Raw genomic sequence first — 21,413 nt, 5'->3', positions numbered from 1 at the left:
CGTTACGGCAATTTGTTACATTGGGTGCGGGACACATGAAAATGACCCTCACGCAACCGCGGTGCGGCGGGTTTCCCGCGAGACCTCACCAGCCTTAAGACCCAACGTGACTGCGATGTTGTGCGCATCGCCGCGTAGGCACTTGAGACGGGGATTGACTTCGTCGTCAGCCAGAATGGCGATGACCATGTTGGGCGAGTAGCCGTTCTTCTTGGCCCAGGCCGAGATGGACCAGCCCTTGCGGGCGAACTCGGCACGTACCTGCGCGCGAGATTTCGTCATGGCGGTGCGTCCTATTTGTTGTGCAGCAGTTGGCTCTGTTGCATTGGTTGGTTTGTTGTTGTGCGAATTATGCGGCACGAATGTTCCGCATTGCAATAGGTGATTAGGAATATTTGTGCCTTCTATTGCAGATCGATTGCGAGAGACGAGGGAAACGCTTGGCATGAGCCAACAAGCGCTGGCTGAGCAGTGCGGCGTCACCGCGCGCTCTCAAAGGAACTACGAATCAGGCGAGCGTTTGCCTGACGCGGGTTACTTGGCAGCTCTTCCAGCTGCCGGTGTGGATGTGCTCTACGTCCTCACCGGCGAGCGCAGCGGCGCCCACCCCGCGCATGACGCTGCGGAGCAGGTGTTGCTGGACAGCTACCGCCGCTGCAACGCCCAGGCGCGCCAGCACCTGATCCAGACGGCCGCGCTGCTGGCCGCAGGCATGCCGCCCGCATCCGCCCGTGGGGCAGGCAGCAGCGGTGGCCAATCCGTGGTGGGCGACGACGCGATTCAGATTGGCAGCGTGACGGGCAAGGCGCGTATCAAGAACAGGTGAGGACCAAGGTGTGAGTGAGCTACCGAGGCAGTTGCTGGCCTGGCTGGCCAAGCTGCTGCCGCAACAGAAAGTCGTAGGCGACAACGCAGTGCAGGTAGGCAAGGTCCAGGGCGGGCTGCATATGGACCGAAGCACGCACAGCAGCGCCGTGCACGTGACGCAAGTGACACACCAGCACTTTTATGCAGTCGCAGCGACGCCCTCACAGGCTCCTACCGGCAGCCCTCCTGCTTCGAACGATTGCGGTCGCCTCACCACGCCTGAGCAACGCGATGTGTTCGCACGAATGAAACAACTGCAGCCGCGCACCTACAACAAGGTGGTGGCATTCATGCGCAGCGAGTTCAACACCGGCCTGGTCAACCAGTTGAACAGCCAACAGCTTTACCGCGTGCGCCGATACGTAGAGGCCATCCAACGCAATGAGGAGAGGAACCGAGCATGATCAAGCAAGCCGTTGTTATGTGTGCACTGGCGCTGGCCTTTCCCAGTTGGGCCATTAACAAATGCAAGGGGCCTGATGGCAAGGTCGTGTTTCAGGATGCGCCTTGCATGGGGCAAGGCGAGAAGATCGAAGTACGGCCGGCGTCTGGTCATACGGCCCGCCCTCCGTATCCTGCGTCCTCTGTGCCTACGGTGTCACAAGCACCTGCTCCGTCACCAGCACCTGCAGCGCTTCCGGCGCCAGTTCCAGTCGCCCCGATGAAGTCCGTCCTTGAGTCGCAGGCGGATCAATGCCTTGCATGGTATAGGCCATTGCTGCGTGATCCAGCAAGCGCCTATTACTCCGAGCCCAAGTTTCAAGACAAGCGCGTTCTACGCATGACGCTGCATGCCACGAATGGCTTCGGAGGCGTGGTCACGCGTATGGCTGCATGCGAATTTGACAACGGAAAGCTCAGCGCCGAATGGACAAAGATTCAGGCGAAGCGGCTGGAGTGGAGCGTTAACTAACCGTGCAAGCCATGAATACAGATTTTTTTGGTATGCCTAAGACTCATCCGCAAGCCTCTAATAGTTCCTCTCAGAGCTCCCCGAGAGAAGTCGGCAATAACGCTGCAGGCCGTCTCTTCAATTTCTTCAGCAACTTCAAACGAAGAGCGACCAGCCATGCTGCTATTCGAGACAATTGGCAGGAAGCACTACACATCAACGAAAAGCACAACGATGCACGTGATGAGCATGCGATCGGTCGAGCGCATGACGCCATTAGCCGGGAAATCGACGCAATTGCTTCAGCTGTTCGGGCACATGGGGTGCCTGATTCGTTGACATCGTCACACTTGAACCACCTTCGCGGTGCGCTCAGTCTCAACCTGTTTAATCAGGGAAGAGACCACACGCTGCAATACGTCAACAATGAAGCTTTGCTGACGCTACGGTGGTGCTCTATTGTGCTGCCCGATGAAGATGATGTTGTCTCCTCTGAAGCAATGGATGTTTTGCGGCACCAGATCCGCGAACTAGAAGAGGCGCTTGCGCTGGAGGGAATCCCACCCCATTTTCGTGCGTATGCAGAAGAGGTTCTCCGTGGTTTGGAGAGTGCGCTTTTCTTGTTCCCCATTCAGGGGATAAAGCCTCTGCAGCAAACTGTCAGACAGGCAGTTTCAAACGCTCACTTTGAGGAAGAAAGTCTCAAGGCGGAATTTGAGGAAAATGACAACAAGCCTGAAGTAGAAACTCTCCGGCAAAAAATGGGCAACGCTCTTAAGAGTGCGGCAACGCTCGTTGGGGACGTCGAGAAGCTCAGTAAGGGCTATGGCTACCTCCTCGGAAAGGCGCATGAGGCTGGCGTCTATATCGCTAACGGAATATCTCAGTCATCGGTTTGAAGCCCCATCTTCAAACAATGTCGCGCGACATTTATCGCTGATCGCGCGCGCACGGCATCCTGCCGTGCATGACTTCCCCTCACGTCCGCACAGGGCACCCCAGCGCAGAGGTGCCCCATGGATAACCGCATTGCCATAGCGGCTCTGGCGCTATCCGCCACCGGGCTGGTCTATATCGCCCAGCGCGAGGGCTACAGCGATCGCGCATACCCCGACCCCGTGCATGGCGCCAAGGTGCCCACGGTGGGCTTCGGCTCCACGGCCGGCGTGAAGATGGGCGACAGCACCACGCCCGTGCGCGCGCTGGTGCGATTGCGCGCCGACGCGAACGAATACGAGGTGGCCTTGAAGCGCTGCCTGGCTGTCCCGCTGCACCAGCGCGAATGGGACGCCTATGTAGGCCTGGCCTACAACGTAGGCGCACCCACGGTGTGCAAGAACAACGACCGCACCGGCCCCAGCACGCTGGTGCAACGCCTGCAGGCCGGTGACTACCCCGGCGCCTGTGACGCAATCTTGCTCTACGACCGTGCCGGCCCCGTGCGCCAGCCGCGGGACCGCTGCAGCCACCCCGACAACCGCACCTGCAGGGGCGTGTGGACCGATCGCAAGCACCTGCGTGCCATGTGCCTGGGTGAACCCCTGGAGGCCACGCCATGAGTCTGCGCGTCATAGCTGCCGCGGTACTGACCCTGGCCGTAGTGCTGGGCGTGCGCGCTTGGAACGCGCACCTGATAGCCCTCGGCGATACCCAGGGTGCTGAGCGCGTACGCCAGGAGTGGCACCTGGCTGAGACCGAGCGACGCGCCAAAGAAAAGGAAGCCGAGGCCGAAGCCGGGCGGCGCCGCGCCCTGGCCGAGACCCTTGCTCGGGAGGATGAGCAGGCCAAGCAGATTCAAACCGAAAGGATCGCCCATGAACAAGCACAACGTGAGGGCGCTCTGCGCGCTGCTCTTGGCCGCGCTGACGCTCGCAACCGCAGCCTGCTCGACACCATCGCCGAGCTCAACGCGCAACTCGCCCCTGGTGGCAATGACATGCCCAGCGCCAGCCAGAGTGCCGACACCGCCGCCCTCGTTGATGCAGCCCGCACCGCCCGCGAGCTTCTTGGAAGCTGCAGCCGCAGATATGCAGCAGTGGCAGCAGAGGCTGACCGACTCGGCACCCAAGTGAGCGGGTTGCAGGACTTCTTGCGCACCGTTGTTCCCAACGCCCAGGAGCCCCTTTCTCATGATCTTTGAACTGACGATGACCAACGTCATCACGGTGGCCGCCTTGTTCATTGCGGCGCTATGGGCACTGCTGAAGGTGATCAGCCACCAGGGCGAGAAGCGCATCAGCGAGCGCTTCGACGCGCTGGGCAAGGTGATGGCAGACATCGCCAAAACGCAGGACCGCAACGCCTCGGCCACGCTGGAGCTGGAGAGGGAGTTCCGCAAGCACCAGGCCGACATGGCGCGTGAGTACCTGCGGCGCGACGACTTCGTGCGGCACGTGGGAATCATCGAGACGCGCATCGACAACTTCGCGCTGCGCATGGAGCGGAGCCTGGATCAGTTGGGAGTGAAGAAGTAATGATCGATATCGCCAAAATCCGCCGCGAGGACATTCGCTGGCACCTGCTGCAGGCCATCAATTTGAGCCGCCCCGTGGGCATCTACACGGAGCCGCTGCTGGTGATCGTGCGCTCGGTGTACCCCGATGCGACCCACCAGGAGGTGCGCCTGAACCTGGACTATCTGGAGGAGCGCGAGATGGTGCGCATCACCAAGGACGCCATGGACCGCTGGATGGTGGATCTGACCCGCACGGGCATCGACTTCGTGGAGTACACGATCGACGCGCAGCCCGGCGTGGCGCGCCCCAAGATCACGCAGGTGTAAGCCATGCCTCGTCGCAGCAAAGTGCATGAGCTGCCGCCCGAGCTGAAGGAGTGGCTGGACGCCGAGCTGGTGAAGCGCGGCTTTGGCGACTATGTGCAGCTGGCGCAAGACCTGAAGAAGCGCGGTGCCGATATCTCCAAGTCAGCACTGCAGCGCTATGGCTCACCCTTTGAGCAGCGCATGGCCCAGCTGAAGATGGCCAGCGAACAGGCCCGTGCCCTGGTGGACGCCGCACCGGACGAGGAGGACAAGCTGGGCGCTGCCGTGGTGCGCATGACGCAGGAGAAGATTTTCAGCCTGCTGATGGAGTTGGATATCAACGCCGAGGACGTGGACGTGAACAAGCTGTTCAAGAACGCGGCCGAGATCGGCAAGGCCAGCGTGACGCAGAAGCGCTTCAGCATGGAGGCTCGCGCGGCCATCGAGGCCGAGGCGCGGCGCAAGGCGTTGGAAGATGCCAGTGCCACCGCAGCGGCTACCGCGAAGCAGCAAGGCCTGTCGGCGGAGGGCGTCGGTGCGCTGCGCGCCGCCATCATGGGGCAGCTCTGATGCAGCACACCGCCGTCGCCCAGGCCGCGCGCATCCTGATGCAGTACCAGGTGGACTGGATCGCAGATCAGTCCCCGGTGAAGATCATCGAGAAGTCGCGCCGTATCGGTATCAGCTATGCCGAGGCGGCCGACGATGTGCTGTACGCCGCCAGCGCTCAGGGAGCCAACGTCTATTACATCTCCTACAACAAGGACATGACGGCGGGCTTCATCAGCGACTGCGCCACATGGGCGAAGGCATTCAACGCGGCAGCCGGGCAGATCGAGGAGTCGGTGATCGAAGAAGAGGACAAGCAAATCCTCACCTACACGATCAAGTTCGACAGCGGGCACATGATCCAGGCCTTCACCAGCAACCCGCGCAACTTGCGCAGCAAGGGGCGACCCGGCGAGCGGCTGGTGATCGACGAAGCCGCCTTCGTGGACGACATCAAGGAACTGCTGAAGGCGGCCATGGCCATGACCATGTGGGGCGGCCAGATCCGCATCATCAGCACGCACGACGGGGCGGACAACCCGTTCAACGAGCTGATCAACGACGTGCGCGCCGGCCGCTACGACTACAGCCTGCACCGAGTGACGCTCGACGATGCACTGCGCGATGGCCTGTACCGCAAGATCTGCACGGTTACTGGCCGCGTGTGGTCGCTCGAGGCCGAGGCGGCCTGGCGCAAGGCGACGATCGACCGCTATCGTCCAAACGAGGACGAGGAGCTGTTCTGTATTCCAGCCCAGGGCGGCGGCGCCTGGCTCACACGCGCGCTGGTGGAAAGCCGCATGCGCGAATGGCCGGTGATCCGCTTCAACGGTACGCAGGAGTTCAACAACGCCACGCCGGATCTGCGCAAGCGAATCATGGGGGACTGGATCGGCGACGTGCTGCAGCCGCTGCTCAAGTTCGAGCCTGGACTTCGTCACGCATTGGGCATGGATTTCGCGCGCACCGGAGACCTGTCGTCTATCGCTCCGAACGAGATCGAGACGAACCTGCACCAGCGCATCCCCTTCATCGCCGAGATGAAGAACGTGCCCTACAACCAGCAGCTGCAGGTGCTGTTTGCGATCGGCGATGCACTGCCGCGCAAGTGTGGCATGGTGATCGACAGCCGAGGCAACGGCAGCTATGTGGGCGAGGCGGCGCACGACAAGTACGGATCGGTGGTGCAGCGGCTAATGCCTACCGAGGGCTGGTACCGCGACAACATGCCGCCCTACAAAGCGGCGCTGGAGGACGGAACCATCCTGGTGCCCAAGCACGATGGCCTGCTGCAGGGCCACCGCGCCATTCGCCTGATCCGCGGCGTGCCCCGCATGCCCGAATCTACCGACAAGGAAATCGGCCACGGTGACAGCACGATGGCCTGCATCTATTCGCACGCCGCGGCCCGCATGGATTGGGGGCCAGTGCACGTCGCCAGCCGCCCGCGCGCGAGTCGCCTGGACATCTCCCTGGAAGGCTATTGAATGACCCGCGGAATCTACGTTTCCCCCACCGAGTTCGTCTCGTTCGCCGAGACGAAGAAGCCCCATGCGCCCTTGGTCGATGAGATCGCCACGCGCGCCCGCTCGGGCGACCTGTTTGGCTTGGGCTTCATGCTGCCCAACCCTGACCCAATCCTGAAAAAGCAGGGTAAGGACATTCGCGTGTACCGCGATCTGCGCAGCGATGCGCACGTGGGCGGCTGCATCCGTCGGCGCAAGGCGGCGGTGAAGTCACTGGAGCGGCGCGTGCTGCGCGACAAGGCCAGCGCGCGCGCCACGCGCCTGGCCAGCGACATTTTCAGCGGCCTGGACATGGACCGCCTGTGCAATGAGATTCTGGACGCCGTGCTGTTCGGCTGGCAACCGCTGGAGCTGGAGTGGGGCTGGACGGGCGGTGCGCTGGCGCCGCTGCAGGTGGTGGGCAAACCGGGCGAGTGGTTCATGTTCGACCAGGAGGCACAGCTGCGCTTCAAGAGCCGTGCGCAACCGTTGACCGGGGAGGAGCTGCCGATCCGCAAATTTCTGCTGGCCAGGCAGGAGCCGAGCTATGCCAACCCCTACGGGTTCGCAGATCTGTCCATGTGCTTCTGGCCCACGGTGTTCAAGCGTGGCGGGCTGAAGTTCTGGGTGACCTTCACCGAGAAGTACGGCACGCCCTGGCTGGTGGCCAAAACGCCGCGTGGCACACCGCAGCACCAGAACGATGAGCTGCTGGACAAGCTGGAGTCGATGATCCAGGACGCGGTGGCGGTGATTCCAGACGATGCCAGCGTGGACACGCTGGAGGCCAGCGACCGCAGTGCGAGCGCGGAGATGTACAAGGAACTGCTGATGTTCTGCCGCTCGGAGGTAGCGATCGCGCTGCTGGGGCAGAACCAGAGCACCGAGGCCAGCAGCACCCATGCCAGCGCTACGGCCGGTTTGGAAGTGGCCAGGGAGATCCGCGACGGCGACGCGCGCATGGTGGAGGCTACGCTGAACCAACTGCTGCGCTGGGTGGTGGATGTGAACGAAGGCACGGACGCCCCCGCGCCCAAGGTGGAGTTGTACGAGGAGGAGCAGGTCAACAAGGAACAGGCCGACCGGGACGAATCGCTCACGCGCTCGGGCGTCAGGCTCACGCGGCGCTACTGGATGCGCGCCTACAAGCTGGAGGAAGGCGACATCGAGGAGGCGCCTGCGCCGGCCGCCGCCCCCGTGGAGTTTGCCGATAGCCCAGGCGCTAACCAGGCTGCGGGTGTACAGCAGCTGGGCGATGGAGCCGCACCGATAGTGGACGCATGGGTGGACCAGGTGCGCAGCCTGGTGCAGTCGCACACCGACCTGCAGGCCCTGCAGGACGCTTTGCTGGATGCATATAGCGAGTTGCCCACCGAGCAGCTGACGGAGTTGATGGCCATGGCGTTCGAGCTGGCCCACCTGCAGGGACGCGACCAGGCCGATCAGGAGGCGCGTCGTGGCTGATGCCGACGTGATCAACGGTGCGCGGCAGCAGTTTGCCGAGCAGATCGCGTTCTTCAGGAACAAGCTGAATCTGCCCAGCGAGACCTGGCGCGATATTCAGCGTGCGGCGCACGATCGCGCCTTCATGGTGGCAGGTGTCATGAAGGCCGATCTGCTGGCTGACCTGCGCCGCGCCGTTGACGAGGCCGTGCAGGGTGGCTCCATCGGCGAGTTTCGCAAGCATTTTGCGGATATCGTGGCCAAGCACGGCTGGACCGGCTGGACTGGCGAGGGCAGCGCGGCCGGCGAGGCGTGGCGCACGCGGGTGATTTACCAGACCAACATGACCACGGCCTATGCGGCCGGGCGCCGCGCCCAGCTGCTGGACCCGGACTTGCTGCAGCGGCGCCCGTACTGGCGCTATGTGCACAACGACAGCGTCACCCACCCGCGACCGCACCACAAGCAGTGGGGCGACATGCGGCTGACGCTGCGCCACGATCATCCCTTCTGGGAGACCCACTTTCCGCCGAATGGCTGGGGGTGCAAGTGCCGCGTAGTGGCGGTGGCCGAGCCCGGGGAGGGCGATGCCAGCGCGCCGCCGGACGGCTGGGATGCCACCGACCCGCGCACCGGCACTGCGGTGGGCCTGGATGCAGGCTGGGACTATGCGCCTGGCGCGCGGGCCGATGACGAGCTGCGCAGCTTTGTTCAGGACAAGCTGGTCGACTATCCGCCGGCGATCAGCAAGGCGCTTTCCGCCGACGTGAACCGCACCATCGACACCGAGACGCTGGTGCCGGACTTCGTGCGTGAAGTACTCGCCAATCGCCAAAAGCGGGAGCCGCTGTGGCTGGGGTTCGCCGAACGTCCCGACTGGATTCAGGATGCGACCGGGGTCAACGCGCAGGGATACACGGTGCTTCTGCCGGCTGATGCGCCACGGCATGCGCTGAGTTCTCACGGTTTTGATGGCTCGGGGCAGCGGCCGGCAGTTCCGCGGGACTATGCGGTGCTGGAGGAGGTGCTGAACGACCCTGACGCATTGCGGGCCGGCGATCGCTCCAAGAAAGGCAACCCCACGTTGGTCGCCACCAAGGCGATTGACGGCGAGACGTTCAGGACGGTGTGGGAGGTGTTATCGGGCAAGCGCAACCGCTCGCTGCAGCTGCTGAGCCTGGTGATCAAAACGCGGGCCCGCCAATGAAAAAGCCTTGTACCCCCGACCATTACGTCCAAGACGAGTCCGGCGTTCACTACCGGGGGCCGATGCTGCACAAGGCTGGACTGATTTTACGCAGGGAGGCGCCATGCCGCAAATCATCGAACTGACCAACCGCAGCGGCCTGGACTACCTGCACGGCTTGGTTAAGCGCGGTCAGAACCTGCAGCCGCTGCTGAGGGAAATCGGCGAGGACCAGGCTGAGGCGACAAAGCAGCGGTTTTCTACCGCCACAGGGCCAGACGGCGAGGCCTGGGCACCCAACAGCGCGGTCACGCTGGCGAACTACGGTGCGCTGTTCGCCCGCAAGAAGGACGGATCGCTCACCAAGCGCAGCGAGCAGAAGCTAGCGAGCAAGAAGCCCGGCACCGGCGAGACCCGCATGCTGGCCACGACGATCAACTACCAGCCGCAGGGCGACGACGCGGTGAGCATAGGCAGCCCCATGGTCTATGCCAGCACCTTCCACTACGGAGCCAAGTCAGGGGAATTCGGCTTTGGCATGTACGCCACCCGCAATGGCAGCTTCCCGATCCCTTGGGGCGACATCCCGGCGCGGCCGTTTCTCGGGCTGTCGGCGGATGACCGGACCAACATCGCTGAGCTGATCCGCAGCTACCTTGCGGGTGAATAGCGGGAGCGCTAAATTGAGCGCAACTCGATCAGAGCTAGATCGTCTTCCGGTGCATTCTCAAGCACAAGCTGGTCGATATAGAGTTGCTGTTTGAGTTCCAGCTCGGCAAGTAGTTGCTCGCGGAGCAAGTACCCTTGCGGGAGCGCTCGGGCCTGTTGCAGAGCAGCTTTGAGTGTCAGGGCGTCTTGGAGGCTAACGCTCATCATGAGAGTTCTCTGTTGCACCGCAAAGATGCGGCGACGCAATGATGCTGTCACGACCAGCGCATCTCTTTCCTGATGCAAAAGAGATTTTCAAAACTCCGTCCCGTTTCATCCCGGAACTGCCCCGAAAATCCCGATTTATCGCGCCTCTCACTCTTCCTTTATCTCACTCCCGTTCAACCAGCCGCCGCCAGGCCGGCGCAGCCTCCCCCTCAAGAACCCTCCCGGAGACCCCGCGATGACCCCACCCTCCCCCGCCTACCTGCGCGGCGCGGGCAGCACACCCTTTGGCCGCCACGAAGGGCGCGGCGCGCTCGACCTGATGGCCGGCGCCGCGCGCCAGGCGCTGGCCAGCGCCGGCCTGGCGCGCGCCGACATCGACGGCGTGCTGTGCGGCTACGCCACCACGCTGCCGCACCTGATGCTCTCCACGCTGTTCTGCGAGCGCTTCGCACTGGCGCCGCACTACGCGCACAGCATGCAGCTGGGCGGGGCCACGGGCGCGGCCATGCTGATGGCCGCGCGTGAGCTGGTGCGCTCGGGCCGCTGCCGCAACGTGCTGGTGGTGGCGGGCGAGAACCGCCTCACGGGTCAGTCGCGCGACAGCTCCATCCAGACCCTCGCCCAGGTGGGCGACGCCGACTACGAGGTGCCCAACGGCGCCAGCGTGCCCGCGTACTACGCGCTGATGGCCTCGGAATACATGCACCGCACGGGCGTCACCAGCGCCGACCTGGCCGAGTTCGCCGTGCTCATGCGCGCCAACGCCGCGCGCCACCCCGAGGCGCACCTGCGCACGCCCATCACCCATGCCGAGGTGCTGGCCGCCAAGCCCATCGCCGCGCCGCTGTCGCTGCTGGACTGCTGCCCCATTTCCGACGGCGCCATGGCGTTCGTCGTCTCGGCCGAGCCCGGCCCGCACGCCCCGGTGCGCCTGGCGGGCGCGGGCCAGGCACACCGCCACCAGCACCTCACCGCCATGGCCGACGTGATGCGGTGCGGCGCATCCGATGCCGCCGCCCAGGCCTTTGCCGAGGCCGGCCTGAGCCCGCCGGACATCGACTACCTGGGCATCTACGACTCATTCACGATCACGCTGGTGATGCTGCTCGAAGAGATCGGCTTCGCGCCGCGCGCCGGCGCCGCCGCACGGGCCCGCGCGGGCGACTTCGCGCCCACGGGCACGCTGCCGCTGAACACGCACGGCGGCCTGCTGTCGTTCGGCCACTGCGGCGTGGCCGGCGGCATGGCCCACACCGTGGAGGCCTGGCGGCAGATGACGGGCCAGGCGGGCGAGCGGCAGATCCGTGCGCCGCAACGCACCTTCATCCATGCCGACGGGGGCGTGATGTCGTCCCACGTGAGCCTCATTCTTTCAACGGAGGGCTGACCGCCATGACCTCGCTGGCAACCCCTTTCAACGACGGCCTGCGCGCGGGCGTGGTGCGCTTTCAAAGCTGCGCCGCCTGCGGCCATGCCCAGACCCTGGCGCGCTACGCGTGCCAACGCTGCGGCCACGAGGGGCTGGACTGGCGCGACGCCGCCGGCACCGCCACCGTGCGCGCCACCACGGTGGTGGCGCGCGCGCCCTCGGAGGACTTCCGCGCGCTGGCGCCCTACACGCTCGCGATCGTGCAGCTCGACGAGGGCCCGCGCCTCATGGGCCACGCGGCCGCGGGCGTGCAGATCGGCGAGCGCGTGCGCGCCGAATTCTTCGAGCACCTGGGTCGGCCGCTGCTGCGCTTCGTGCCAGATGAAGCAACACCCCCCTGAGACGCTTCGCGTCCTCCCCCCGCTCTCGCATTGCTGCGCAACGCGGGCAGGGGGACTGAGCCCTCGCTGCGGGGCGGCGCGGCCGGCCCAGGCCCTTGCTCGGCTGCCCTGGTTTCGGTTGCGCCAGTTGCATCGGCCGCGCTTTTCATCCATCGACTGAAAGATCACAAGGAGACAAACCATGCCATTCACCTCTTTACACCGCCGCCGCTTCACGGGCCTGGCCTGCGCCGCGCTGTGCGCCGCCGCCATGCCGTTTGCCTGGGCCAGCGACTACCCGAACAAGCCCGTGAAGCTGGTCGTGCCCTACCCGCCCGGCGGCCCCACCGACATCGTGGCGCGCGTGGTGGCGCAAAAGCTCCAGGAGCAGATGGGCCAGCCCTTCGTGATCGACAACCGCCCCGGCGCGGGTGCCAACATCGGCGCCGAGGCCGTGGCCCGCAGCCCCGCGGACGGCTACACGCTGGTGGTGGCCACCACGGCACACGCCATCAACCCCTCGCTGTTCAGCAAGCTCAACTACTCCATCACCAAGGACTTCGCGCCCGTCTCGCAGCTCACCAGCGGGCCGCTGGTCATCGTGACCCACCCCGCCACGCCCGCCAACAACGTGAAGGAGCTGATCGCGCTGGCCAAGTCCAAGCAGGGCGGGCTCAACTACGCGTCGTCCGGCAACGGGCAGTCCACGCACCTGTCGGCCGAGCTGTTCAGCGCGTCGGCCGGCGTGAAGATGGCGCATGTGCCGTACAAGGGCAGCGCGCCCGCACTCACCGACGTGATGGGCGGCCAGGCGGACCTGATGTTCGACACCATGCTCTCGTCCATGCCGCACGTGAAGGCCGGCAAGTTGAAAGCGCTGGCCGTCACCAGCAGCCAGCGCTCGCCCAGCGCGCCGGACATCCCCACGGTGGCCGAGTCCGGCCTGCCCGGCTACGAGGCCATCGCCTGGAACGGCGTGCTGGCGCCCGCGGGCACGCCCAAGGAGGTGGTGGACCGCCTGAACGCCGAGCTGAAGAAGGCGCTGGACAACCCCGAGGTGAAGCAGCGCTTTGAGGCCCAGGGCTTTGCCGCCGCCTGGAACACGCCCACCGCCTACGCCGGCTTCCTGCAGGCCGAGGTGGACAAGTGGGGCAAGGTGGTCAAGGCCTCCGGCGCAAAGATTGACTGAGGCCCGCTGAATGACCGCGCCGCGCGCTACACGCTCGCCCCGCTGGGCGCTGCGGGGGCGGCGCGGCCGGCTTCAGGCCCCGGGCGGGTTGCCGCCGAGCTGGCGTGTGCTAACTGCCTGCGCCGCGCCACTGTCCCTGCCATTGCATTCCACGCCCCTGCCAGCGGCGGGGCGACTGAACGCCCAACGTCTCGCGACCCATCATGTCTGACCTTCTTACCTCCGCACTCAACCCCCGCTCGGTCGCCATCGTTGGCGCCTCCGAGAACATCCACAAGATCGGCGGCCGGCCCATCCACTACATGCAGCGCCACGGCTACCGGGGCACCATCTATCCCATCAACCCGGCGCGCGAGGAAGTGCAGGGCCACAAGAGCTACGCCGGCCTGGCCGCGCTGCCCGAGGTGCCCGACCTGGCGCTGATCGCCGTGGGCGGCGACAAGACCGTCGCCGCCGTGGAAGAATGCGCCGCACGCGGCGTGAAGTCCGCCGTGGTGATCGCCTCGGGCTTTGGTGAGACGGGCCCCGCCGGGCGCGAGCTGCAGGACCACATGGTGGCCACCGCGCGCGCCGCCGGCATGCGCCTGTACGGCCCCAACACCCAGGGCCTGGCCAACTTCGGCACGGGCGCCATCGCGGGCTTTTCCACCATGTTCATCGAAGTGCCGCCCATGGACGGCCCCGTGGGCATCGTGAGCCAGAGCGGCGGCATGAGCGCCATGGCCTACGGCCTGCTGCGCGGGCGCGGCCTGGGCGTGCGCCATGTGCATGCCACGGGCAACGAGGCCGACGTGACCGCGTCCGAGATGGCCTGGGCCGTGGCGCACGACCCCGATGTGCAACTGCTGCTGCTGTACCTGGAGAACATCGCCCACCCCGAGATGCTGGCCGCCACCGCCGCCTATGCACGCGAGCGCGACCTGCCCATCGTCGCGGTGAAGGCCGGGCGGTCGGCCAGCGGGCAAAAGGCCGCGTCGTCCCACACGGGCGCGCTGGCCAACGAGGACCGCACGGTGGACGCCTTCTTCAAGCACCACGGCATCTGGCGCGTGCGCGACCCGCATGAGCAGGCACGCGCCGCGCACGCCTACCTGAAGGGCTGGCGCCCCGAGGGCCGCCGCCTGGTGGTGATCAGCAACTCCGGCGCCAGCTGCGTGATGGGCGCCGACGCCGCCGAAGACATGGGCCTGTCCCTGGCGGAGCTGAGCCCCGCCACGCAGGCCGACGTGGCCTCCAAGCTGCCGGGCTTTGCCACCGCCAGCAACCCCATCGACGTCACAGCCGCACTGCTGTCCAACAGCGGCCTGTTCGGCGACGTGCTGCCCGCCGTGGCGCAGGACCCGGCGGCGGACCTGTTCTTTTTGAACATTCCCGTGGCCGGCGCGGGCTACGACGTGGACCGTTTCGCCCGCGACGCCGCGACCTTCGAGGCCGCGACGGGCAAACCCGTGGCCGTGGCCGCGTGGCAAGAGAGCGTGGCGGCGCCCTTTCGCGCGCACGGCATCGCCACCTTCCCCAACGAGGGCGAGGCCATTGCCGTGCTGGCCCAGGTGGCCGGCCACACGGAACGGATGCGCCAGCCGCGCGCCACGTGGCCCGCATTGCCCCACGTGCAGGTGCCTGCCGGCACACAGGGCTTTCTGAACGAGGTGGACAGCCTGGGCCTGCTGGCGCGCCACGGCGTGCCCACGGTGCCCATGCACTTGTGCCGTACCGCCGACCAGGCGCGCACAGCGTTTGACGCCATCGGCGCGCCCGCGGTCGTCAAGGCCTGCTCGGCCGAGGTGCCGCACAAGTCCGAGCACGGGCTGGTGGCTCTCAACGTGCAGACGCGCGAGCAGGCGGCCGAGCTGTTCGAGCGCTTCTGGGCCAAGATGGACGCGATGGGCGTGCAGCGCGACGGCGTGATCGTGGCGGCCACGCGCAAGGGCCAGCACGAGTTCATGGTGGGCGCGCGCATGGACCCGATCTTTGGCCCCGTGGTGGTGGTGGGCGACGGCGGCAAGTACGTGGAAGCGCTCAAGGACTGCGCCGTGCTGCTGCCCCCGTTCTCCGAGGCCGACGTGCAGGCCGCGCTGCGCACGCTGCGCATCGCCCCGCTGCTGGATGGCGTGCGCGGCGAGCCGCCGCTGGACGTGGCCGCCCTGTCGCGCATCGCCGTGGCCGTAGGCCAGGTGATCGCGGGTGCCGGCGGCGCCATTGCATCGCTGGACCTGAACCCGGTGATGGTGGGCGCCGCAGGCCAGGGCGCCGTGGTGGTGGATGCGCTGGTGGAAGTATCAAAAGCATAGCTGCTCGCGCTTGCTACATAAGCGCTAGAGCCGTTTTTTACCATGAACCGGCGCGCTGGCCGGGGTGCGGCGCACGCCCACCTCTGGTGCGTGCGCTTGTGCTGCGCCGGGCCGGATGCGTGAGGGCTCACCGCGTCACGCGAGCGCCCTGGGTGGGGTGAGCCTCGGGCGGGTCAGCCCCGCGCCGGGATGCCCCGCGCCGGGTTAGCCCCGCGCCGGAATCTCCAGCCCCCGCTGCACGGCGGGGCGTGCCACGAAGGCCGCCAGCACGCGCTGCACCTGCGGGAAGGCGTCAAAGCCCACCAGATCGCCCGCGCCGTAGAAGCCCACCAGGTTGCGCACCCAGGGGAACACGGCGATGTCGGCGATGGTGTAGTCGCTGCCCATGATCCAGTCGCGGCCCGTCAGGCGTTGCTCCAGCACGCCCAGCAGGCGCTTGGATTCGGCCACGTAGCGGTCGCGCGGGCGCTTGTCCTCGTAGTCCTTGCCCGCGAACTTGTGGAAGAACCCGAGCTGCCCAAACATCGGCCCCACGCCACCCATCTGCCACATCAGCCACTGCAGCGTCTCGTAGCGCGCGGCGGCGTCCTGCGGCAGAAAGCGCCCGGTCTTCTCGGCCAGGTAGACCAGGATGGCGCCGGACTCGAACAGCGCCAGCGGCTGGCCGCCGGGGCCATGGGGGTCGAGGATGGCGGGGATCTTGTTGTTGGGGTTGAGCGCGAGGAATTCGGGCGAGAGCTGGTCGTTGGTCTCAAAGCTCACCAGGTGCGGCTCGTACGGCAGCCCCGTCTCTTCCAGCAGGATCGACACCTTCACGCCGTTGGGCGTGGGCAGCGAATACAGCTGCAGCCGGTCGGGGTGCACGGCGGGCCATTTGGCCGTGATGGGGTGGGTCCATGCCATGGGCAACTCCTTGTTCAATCCTTGACGAGGCCGCAGTCCACCACCAGGTTCTGCCCCGTCACGGCGCGGCCCCACGGCGAGAGGAAGAACAGCACCGCGTCGGCAAACTCGGCCGGCGTGGTCACGCGGCGCAGCGGGGTCATGCTGGCGATCAGATCGAACACCGCCTCGGGCGTGGCACTGCTGGCGTCGGTGGTACGCAGCAACCCGCCCGACACCATGTTCACCGTGATCCCATCCGGCCCCAGGTCGTGCGCCGCCGTGCGCGTGAGCGACAGCAGCGCGGCCTTGGCCGCCGTGTAGTCGTGGTACGGCACCACCGGGTTCTGGAACAGGTTGGTGCCCACGTTCACGACACGCCCGAAGCCCTGCGCGCGCATGGCGGGCAGCGCGGCCTGCATGGTGTTGAGCGCGCCCTTGACCGCGCCCTCGATCTGCTGGCTGAAGCGCTCCCAGGTGATCTCGCCCAGCTTGGGGCGCGCATCGCCGTCGAACGAGAACTGCGCCAGCGCGTTGTTCACCACGGCGCTGATGGGGGCGCCCGTGCGCTCGCGCGCGGTGGCAAACAGGCGCTGCACGGCGGCGGCGTCGGTCACGTCGGCCTGCAGCGCGATGGCGCGCGGGCCCAGCTCGTCGGCCAGCGCCTTGGCGGCGGCATCGCTGCGGTGGTAGTTGATGACCACGCCCGCGCCCTCGCGCGCCACGGCGCGCGTGATGGCCTGGCCCAGGCCCCGGGCGCCGCCCGTGACCAGCACCCATTGTTCAGACAGTTGCATGCGTGAACGCTCCGGGGGTCAGGCGGCCTTGGGCGGACGGTGCAGCACGCACAGCTTGTTGCCGGCCGGGTCGCGCAGATAGGCCAGGTACAGCCGCCCGCCCGGCGCATGCTCGCGCCAGCCCGGCGGGTCTTCACACGTCACGCCGCCGCTGGCCACGCCTGCCGCGTGCGCCGCATCCACCTGCTCGGGCGACTCGGCCGCAAAGCCCGTCGTAGCGCCGTTACCAAAGCAGGCCGGCTCGCCGTTGATGGGCGCGGAAATGGCAAAGGTGTTGCTCGCGTGGCGCCAGAAGGTGCGGCCCTTGGGGTCGGTGAAGCCAGGCTTGCAGCCCAGGGCGCCCAGAAAGGCGTCGTAGAACTGCTTGGATTGGTCGGGGTTGCTGGCTCCCAGCATGACGTGGCTGAACATGGGGGGTGGGTCTCCTTGGTGAAATGCTTGGTGGGCACCTGGAGGACAGGCGCGCGGCACATGCGCCGCGGGCACAGATAGTAGCGGGCGAAGCGCTGGGCCGCAGGAAAGCTACAAGGAGGTATCAACGAGCAGTCCCTACTCGCAGCCGATGGTCGTGGGACGAGTCGTATGCCTAACCCTAACGTCACAGCTCAGCGAGCGCCGAAGGCGCTCCGCTGCAGCGAGGGTTAGGCCTCACGCTACACCTGACGAAAGATATATTCCATTGCCTTATCGTTCGTGCGGTAACCGTCCCTAGTCTGAAAAGTGGAATTCTCAACATGGATGGTGTAAACCTCAGCAACCTTCAGTAGCTTCCAGCCAATGGGTTCACCGCTCTTGCTGCCACCAGATATTTGAAAGCACCTGAGAATCTCGTCTCCGTTCTTGTCCCGGCCGTAGGCATGTGGCTCGACGGTGCGCGCATACCGGTGGTAACGGAGTTCGACAGTCTTTTTGGCATCAATTGCTTCTAACAGCTCTGATTTCATTCTGCCGTCTCAACCGGTGGACTTTAAAGGCTGGATGTCGCCGGCAAGTCTGCCTTCGTACTTGTGACCGCAACTCGTGCAAAGGCGAGTCCTGAAGTCCTTCGCATCGTGGACGAGCAAGCGGCGCTTATGGTCGCTCTCCCAGCAGCGCAGGCAGTATGGTGCCCCGAATGGATCGCCGTCTGGGCCAGCGTTGTAGTACGCGTCGTACTTCCGAACCATTGAATCCTTCGCCTCGAAAGCTTCCTCGAGTTCTTTAATCCGCTGGTCCTTTGCCGCGAACGAGTCTTGTAGTTCAACCAGTTCTAGCTTTACGTCTGCGAGAGCCCCGATCAGATCAGCCACCTTCAGCTTCAACTCGGCTCGTTCGATTGAGACATCGCTCTCGCGAATGAACTTTGCGATCTCCGTTGCTGTCTTGAGGCTGCCAAGGACGGCGCCAATAGCTGTGAGGTCTGGCATGGAGTCGCCTGTGAGGTCTAACGTTCAAATTCACCGGCAGCCGCAGGCTGTCCGGTGAAATAAAGGTGTTATGTCCCATCTGAGATTTATTTGGCGACCTTTTCTCGCTTCATAACCTCAGCCGCAGCAGCTGCAAGTTCACCACTGGCGGTCACGGTGAGTTGGTGCTTCTCGTAGATACGCCCGGGAGGACTGGCGATTGTTGCCAGCGTATCGCCGCAAAGCTTACTGAGCGGGGAGCTCTCTTGAACGGAGCTTCCAAGGTCCGCCATCTGCTTTTGGAAACCTTGAAACGACGCCGCGATGGCGGCTTTGTACCCGTAGTCTTCTTCAAGGCGTTTGGCAAGCGCGGATTCGCGGCTTGCATGGAGTGCTAGCCAAACTAACGCGCCAGCGATTGGCAGGCGTGCAACCCACAGGCGTGCAAGTTCGTCCCAGGTTAATGGCGTACCAGACTTGTAGACATGCCAAAGACCTGTGAGAGCAAGTAGAACGATAAAGCTGACAGAACCAACAAATAACCATTGCCATCGCGTTCCTGGTTTCAGGAATGTTTTGCGGCGATCGTCGAATGCATGAGCAAGGCCAGCCGCTGTGGCTCCGGGGAGAAGGCCTGTGATGGTTTCTAGCTTTTCGTTGCATTGATTATCAAGCTCGGCCAAACGATTTTCATAGGCCGTGATCTTTTTTTCGACAGTTTCCGCTTTGTCTGCAAGTTTCTTGCTGGCTGCGGTTGCGGCCTCGGCGGCATCGCGAGAACTTGCCGCGACAGTTGCATCCGCTTCTGCTGCCGTCTTGTGCGCGCGTATTTCAGCCAGAGCTTCGGCGGCAGCATCTTTCGCTGCTTCAGCCCGCTGGTACTGTCCCTCGGTTTCTGTCGCCTTCTGAGTTACAACAGTTTGGAGTCGATCAAGCTCTGCTCGAACTGCGTCAGCATGAATCTGCGCATCCTGAATATGAGAGGACTTCGTAGATATTACTGCTTGGCCATCAGTTATCTGAGTTTTCGCTGCAAGTGCAGCTGTGGCAATAGCGCCGATCTCAGCGCCCTTAGACTCGGCCGCATTAAAAACATCAATAATGCGAGATTGCAAAGACTCTGCTTCGACCAACTTTGCCTTTAGGGTTGCGATCAACTCGCTTGCATCAGCCTGCAGCTGATTTATCGATTGATTTGTTCCTTCATTTGCTTGTGTCATTTATGCCTCCCGTTGAACGTATTCTGAAATTGCCATTCTGCTGTTTCAGCGTCGGAGTTTGCTACTCCCCCCAATGACGCATAACGAACAAGTTCAGTGGCTGCCGTAGGCAGTCCACTGCAACGCCGGGTTAGGCGCATGGAAAGATGGGTGCGCAGGAGCCGAACAACCGCGCTCGCGCGAAGTGCGCGAACCTTTGAATCTGTCGCTACCAAAACCATAGTGGCCCCCGTAAGCAGAGCGGGCGCAAACGACCAATTTGGCTTGAGACTTTGAGCGGCGACCATGCGATGCTAGGCCGGTGCGCGAAGGCAAGGCGTTGCACATTACGTGGCTATCTACGCATTAGGCGCTTCTCGTGACACGTAATTTCTTGCAAAGCCCAAAGTGCACAATTAGTTCACCGTTGGGACTCCATGCAAGGTCTTCGTCTTTATATTTGAAGAGCCAACGCCCATCGTCATAACTGCCAATTACTCCAAAGTCATAAAGAGTTTCAGCCACATCCTCGGGTTCTTTGTTGTTATCTGACATCCATTTGGAGACAACGCGCTCAGACCGAAATTCTGCGTAGAGTTTATGGCTCTCGAAACGACCAAAGCCGATTCGAGTAATGCATTGCATTGCCTCCCTCCAACAGGGGAGGTAGCTATGTATTTCATCCCTGATCTCCCTATAAAGCCAATCAGAGTATGTGTCTTCAGCCATTTTTGCGGATTCGAATGAAAGCTGCCCTGACGGGGAGTGTTTTCTACATGATTTCAAAAATTTTATAATGTCTCTTGGGCGATCGTAGGTTCTGGAAGCCATGAAGGCCCAGACGGAGTCTATATAGTGCGGCAATTTGGTGTCTAGGTTATTAACAATTTCCCCCCAAGGATCATTTGATGATTTCAGTGATGGTATTGATTTTTTAATTCGAGCATCGGCAATCAATTTAAGGGCGTGACTATCTTGTTCCTCTCTTGATGTCCAGCTTATCCTGTATACATAGTCATCAAGCTTGTTTAGATCATTATCTTCAAGTCGATCGAATATGTCCGATCGCAACGCAACAAGTGGGCGATATTTTATGGTTGAAAACTTGAGTGCGAGGGCAGTGTCTTCCACTGCTCGCAATAACCCAAGCAGCACCAATCGGAGACTTTGATCTCCCGCTCGAAAGCCTTCATCGAGTTCATCGATAAATAGCCAATACTCGGATTCTGATGCGGTTGACTTAATGAATTGGGCGAGTTTTTCAACTATCTTTTGATAGTGAATTGGAGCCGAGAATTGTGATTGCGAGCCTTTTGATGTTTCAGCCTCAATCCATTTTCCGGAAACTTTTACTTTTGAATCTGACTTTCTAAGTATGGTCACTGTAGAAACAAACCCTGCTTCGGCATTCAGACCATTTTCTGATAGGAATTGATGTAGCTCATTGATCCCATCTGATTGATGGGCGCCCTGATCTCTTGCGATTATTTTTGCCAACTCAATATAAATCAAAAAACTCCAAATCGAGACGAATTGTGATTTATCGCGATAGCTTTTATCGCGAAGCTCTCGAAATTCCTGAATTGGGAAGTTTTTTAGACTTAAGTTTTCATGAAAACCCATAGGATCGGTTGCGACCTGTTGGCGAATTTTCTCAACAATTGCAGTTTTTCCGGTTCCTTTGCGTCCAATAACATATCGAATGTCGCCATTTTCAATTGCAGAGAATTCCGGAGTTGAAACAAAGTATTCGGGTAGATTCTGGTCGTTTTTTGCCTCATCTGGGCCCCAGTCTACCAATCTGAAATCCTGCATTGCTAATATCCCGTTGTGAATGTGGAA

At 63.2% G+C, this 21,413-nt stretch carries 26 protein-coding genes; 17 read left to right on the top strand and 9 right to left on the bottom strand.

Annotation, left to right across the window (positions count from 1 at the left end; all coding sequences use genetic code 11):
• Positions 1 to 48: 48 nt before the first annotated feature.
• Positions 49 to 282, bottom strand: coding sequence for a helix-turn-helix domain-containing protein (locus tag BA022_RS16155; RefSeq protein WP_088888133.1), 234 nt, complete (start codon positions 280 to 282; stop codon positions 49 to 51).
• A 163-nt stretch (positions 283 to 445) separates the two neighbouring features.
• On the opposite strand from BA022_RS16155, the gene BA022_RS16150 reads away from it, so the two are divergent.
• From BA022_RS16150 to BA022_RS16095, 13 genes are all read left to right on the top strand, one after another.
• A complete protein-coding gene (locus tag BA022_RS16150) occupies positions 446 to 826 on the top strand; it encodes a helix-turn-helix domain-containing protein (RefSeq protein WP_088888132.1) in 381 nt (126 codons plus the stop codon).
• Between the two features lie 10 nt (positions 827 to 836).
• Entirely contained in the window at positions 837 to 1,271 is a 435-nt protein-coding gene (locus BA022_RS16145; protein ID WP_148665192.1) for a hypothetical protein, read from the top strand.
• Positions 1,268 to 1,780, top strand: coding sequence for a DUF4124 domain-containing protein (locus tag BA022_RS19350; protein WP_187305980.1), 513 nt, complete (start codon positions 1,268 to 1,270; stop codon positions 1,778 to 1,780). The genes BA022_RS16145 and BA022_RS19350 overlap by 4 nt, the downstream gene beginning before the upstream one ends.
• Before the next feature lie 11 nt (positions 1,781 to 1,791).
• The gene (locus tag BA022_RS19235; protein ID WP_148665191.1) at positions 1,792 to 2,658 is read left to right on the top strand and encodes a hypothetical protein; all 867 of its coding nucleotides are present in this window, start codon (positions 1,792 to 1,794) and stop codon (positions 2,656 to 2,658) included.
• 117 nt (positions 2,659 to 2,775) lie between these two features.
• On the top strand, positions 2,776 to 3,318 hold the full coding sequence (locus BA022_RS16135; protein WP_088888130.1) for a lysozyme: 543 nt from the start codon (positions 2,776 to 2,778) through the stop codon (positions 3,316 to 3,318).
• Complete coding sequence (locus tag BA022_RS16130; protein ID WP_088888129.1) at positions 3,315 to 3,899, top strand: DUF2514 domain-containing protein; 585 nt, start codon at positions 3,315 to 3,317, stop codon at positions 3,897 to 3,899. Before BA022_RS16135 ends, BA022_RS16130 begins: the two co-directional genes overlap by 4 nt.
• Positions 3,889 to 4,233 (top strand): hypothetical protein, encoded by a 345-nt coding sequence (locus BA022_RS16125; RefSeq protein WP_088888128.1) that lies wholly within the window; start codon positions 3,889 to 3,891, stop codon positions 4,231 to 4,233. Before BA022_RS16130 ends, BA022_RS16125 begins: the two co-directional genes overlap by 11 nt.
• The gene (locus BA022_RS16120) at positions 4,233 to 4,541 is read left to right on the top strand and encodes a hypothetical protein (RefSeq protein WP_088888127.1); all 309 of its coding nucleotides are present in this window, start codon (positions 4,233 to 4,235) and stop codon (positions 4,539 to 4,541) included. Before BA022_RS16125 ends, BA022_RS16120 begins: the two co-directional genes overlap by 1 nt.
• Before the next feature lie 3 nt (positions 4,542 to 4,544).
• On the top strand, positions 4,545 to 5,090 hold the full coding sequence (locus BA022_RS16115; RefSeq protein WP_088888126.1) for a phage protein Gp27 family protein: 546 nt from the start codon (positions 4,545 to 4,547) through the stop codon (positions 5,088 to 5,090).
• Complete coding sequence (locus BA022_RS16110) at positions 5,090 to 6,556, top strand: terminase large subunit domain-containing protein (RefSeq protein ID WP_088888125.1); 1,467 nt, start codon at positions 5,090 to 5,092, stop codon at positions 6,554 to 6,556. The genes BA022_RS16115 and BA022_RS16110 overlap by 1 nt, the downstream gene beginning before the upstream one ends.
• The gene (locus tag BA022_RS16105) at positions 6,557 to 8,038 is read left to right on the top strand and encodes a DUF935 domain-containing protein (RefSeq protein WP_088888124.1); all 1,482 of its coding nucleotides are present in this window, start codon (positions 6,557 to 6,559) and stop codon (positions 8,036 to 8,038) included. It abuts the gene before it with no gap.
• The gene (locus tag BA022_RS16100; protein WP_088888123.1) at positions 8,031 to 9,224 is read left to right on the top strand and encodes a phage minor head protein; all 1,194 of its coding nucleotides are present in this window, start codon (positions 8,031 to 8,033) and stop codon (positions 9,222 to 9,224) included. Before BA022_RS16105 ends, BA022_RS16100 begins: the two co-directional genes overlap by 8 nt.
• A gap of 103 nt (positions 9,225 to 9,327) precedes the next feature.
• Positions 9,328 to 9,873, top strand: a complete 546-nt coding sequence (locus tag BA022_RS16095) for a phage virion morphogenesis protein (protein WP_088888122.1) — start codon at positions 9,328 to 9,330, stop codon at positions 9,871 to 9,873.
• Between the two features lie 8 nt (positions 9,874 to 9,881).
• On the opposite strand, the gene BA022_RS16090 is transcribed toward BA022_RS16095, so the two are convergent.
• Complete coding sequence (locus BA022_RS16090; RefSeq protein ID WP_088888121.1) at positions 9,882 to 10,079, bottom strand: hypothetical protein; 198 nt, start codon at positions 10,077 to 10,079, stop codon at positions 9,882 to 9,884.
• Positions 10,080 to 10,314: 235 nt separating this feature from the next.
• On the opposite strand from BA022_RS16090, the gene BA022_RS16085 reads away from it, so the two are divergent.
• From BA022_RS16085 to BA022_RS16070, 4 genes are all read left to right on the top strand, one after another.
• A complete protein-coding gene (locus BA022_RS16085; RefSeq protein ID WP_088888120.1) occupies positions 10,315 to 11,466 on the top strand; it encodes a thiolase family protein in 1,152 nt (383 codons plus the stop codon).
• A 5-nt stretch (positions 11,467 to 11,471) separates the two neighbouring features.
• Positions 11,472 to 11,849, top strand: coding sequence for a Zn-ribbon domain-containing OB-fold protein (locus BA022_RS16080; protein ID WP_088888119.1), 378 nt, complete (start codon positions 11,472 to 11,474; stop codon positions 11,847 to 11,849).
• A gap of 181 nt (positions 11,850 to 12,030) precedes the next feature.
• Positions 12,031 to 13,017 carry a tripartite tricarboxylate transporter substrate binding protein gene (locus tag BA022_RS16075; protein WP_088888118.1) on the top strand — a complete coding sequence of 329 codons (987 nt, stop codon included), beginning with the start codon at positions 12,031 to 12,033 and terminating at the stop codon, positions 13,015 to 13,017.
• Between the two features lie 203 nt (positions 13,018 to 13,220).
• Positions 13,221 to 15,308, top strand: coding sequence for an acetate--CoA ligase family protein (locus BA022_RS16070; protein ID WP_088888117.1), 2,088 nt, complete (start codon positions 13,221 to 13,223; stop codon positions 15,306 to 15,308).
• Positions 15,309 to 15,512: 204 nt separating this feature from the next.
• Here the strand turns inward: BA022_RS16070 and BA022_RS16065 are convergent, their stop codons facing one another.
• The 7 genes from BA022_RS16065 to BA022_RS19225 form a co-directional block, all read right to left on the bottom strand.
• Positions 15,513 to 16,211 carry a glutathione S-transferase N-terminal domain-containing protein gene (locus tag BA022_RS16065; RefSeq protein ID WP_088888116.1) on the bottom strand — a complete coding sequence of 233 codons (699 nt, stop codon included), beginning with the start codon at positions 16,209 to 16,211 and terminating at the stop codon, positions 15,513 to 15,515.
• A gap of 14 nt (positions 16,212 to 16,225) precedes the next feature.
• Complete coding sequence (locus BA022_RS16060; protein WP_088888115.1) at positions 16,226 to 16,987, bottom strand: 3-oxoacyl-ACP reductase; 762 nt, start codon at positions 16,985 to 16,987, stop codon at positions 16,226 to 16,228.
• A gap of 18 nt (positions 16,988 to 17,005) precedes the next feature.
• On the bottom strand, positions 17,006 to 17,398 hold the full coding sequence (locus tag BA022_RS16055; protein ID WP_088888114.1) for a VOC family protein: 393 nt from the start codon (positions 17,396 to 17,398) through the stop codon (positions 17,006 to 17,008).
• A gap of 242 nt (positions 17,399 to 17,640) precedes the next feature.
• Positions 17,641 to 17,931, bottom strand: coding sequence for a hypothetical protein (locus BA022_RS16050; RefSeq protein ID WP_088888113.1), 291 nt, complete (start codon positions 17,929 to 17,931; stop codon positions 17,641 to 17,643).
• A 9-nt stretch (positions 17,932 to 17,940) separates the two neighbouring features.
• Entirely contained in the window at positions 17,941 to 18,393 is a 453-nt protein-coding gene (locus tag BA022_RS16045; RefSeq protein ID WP_088888112.1) for a hypothetical protein, read from the bottom strand.
• A gap of 86 nt (positions 18,394 to 18,479) precedes the next feature.
• Positions 18,480 to 19,592: a hypothetical protein gene (locus tag BA022_RS19230; RefSeq protein ID WP_148665189.1), complete on the bottom strand. Its 1,113-nt coding sequence runs from the start codon at positions 19,590 to 19,592 to the stop codon at positions 18,480 to 18,482.
• A 345-nt stretch (positions 19,593 to 19,937) separates the two neighbouring features.
• A complete protein-coding gene (locus BA022_RS19225; protein ID WP_148665188.1) occupies positions 19,938 to 21,386 on the bottom strand; it encodes a P-loop ATPase, Sll1717 family in 1,449 nt (482 codons plus the stop codon).
• Between the last annotated feature and the right edge of the window lie 27 nt (positions 21,387 to 21,413).

Source organism: Diaphorobacter nitroreducens, assembly GCF_002214645.1.
GTDB classification, from domain to species: Bacteria; Pseudomonadota; Gammaproteobacteria; order Burkholderiales; family Burkholderiaceae_C; genus Diaphorobacter; species Diaphorobacter nitroreducens.
The sequence above is the reverse complement of the archived record's forward strand: the minus strand, read 5'-3'. Positions and strand labels throughout refer to the sequence as shown.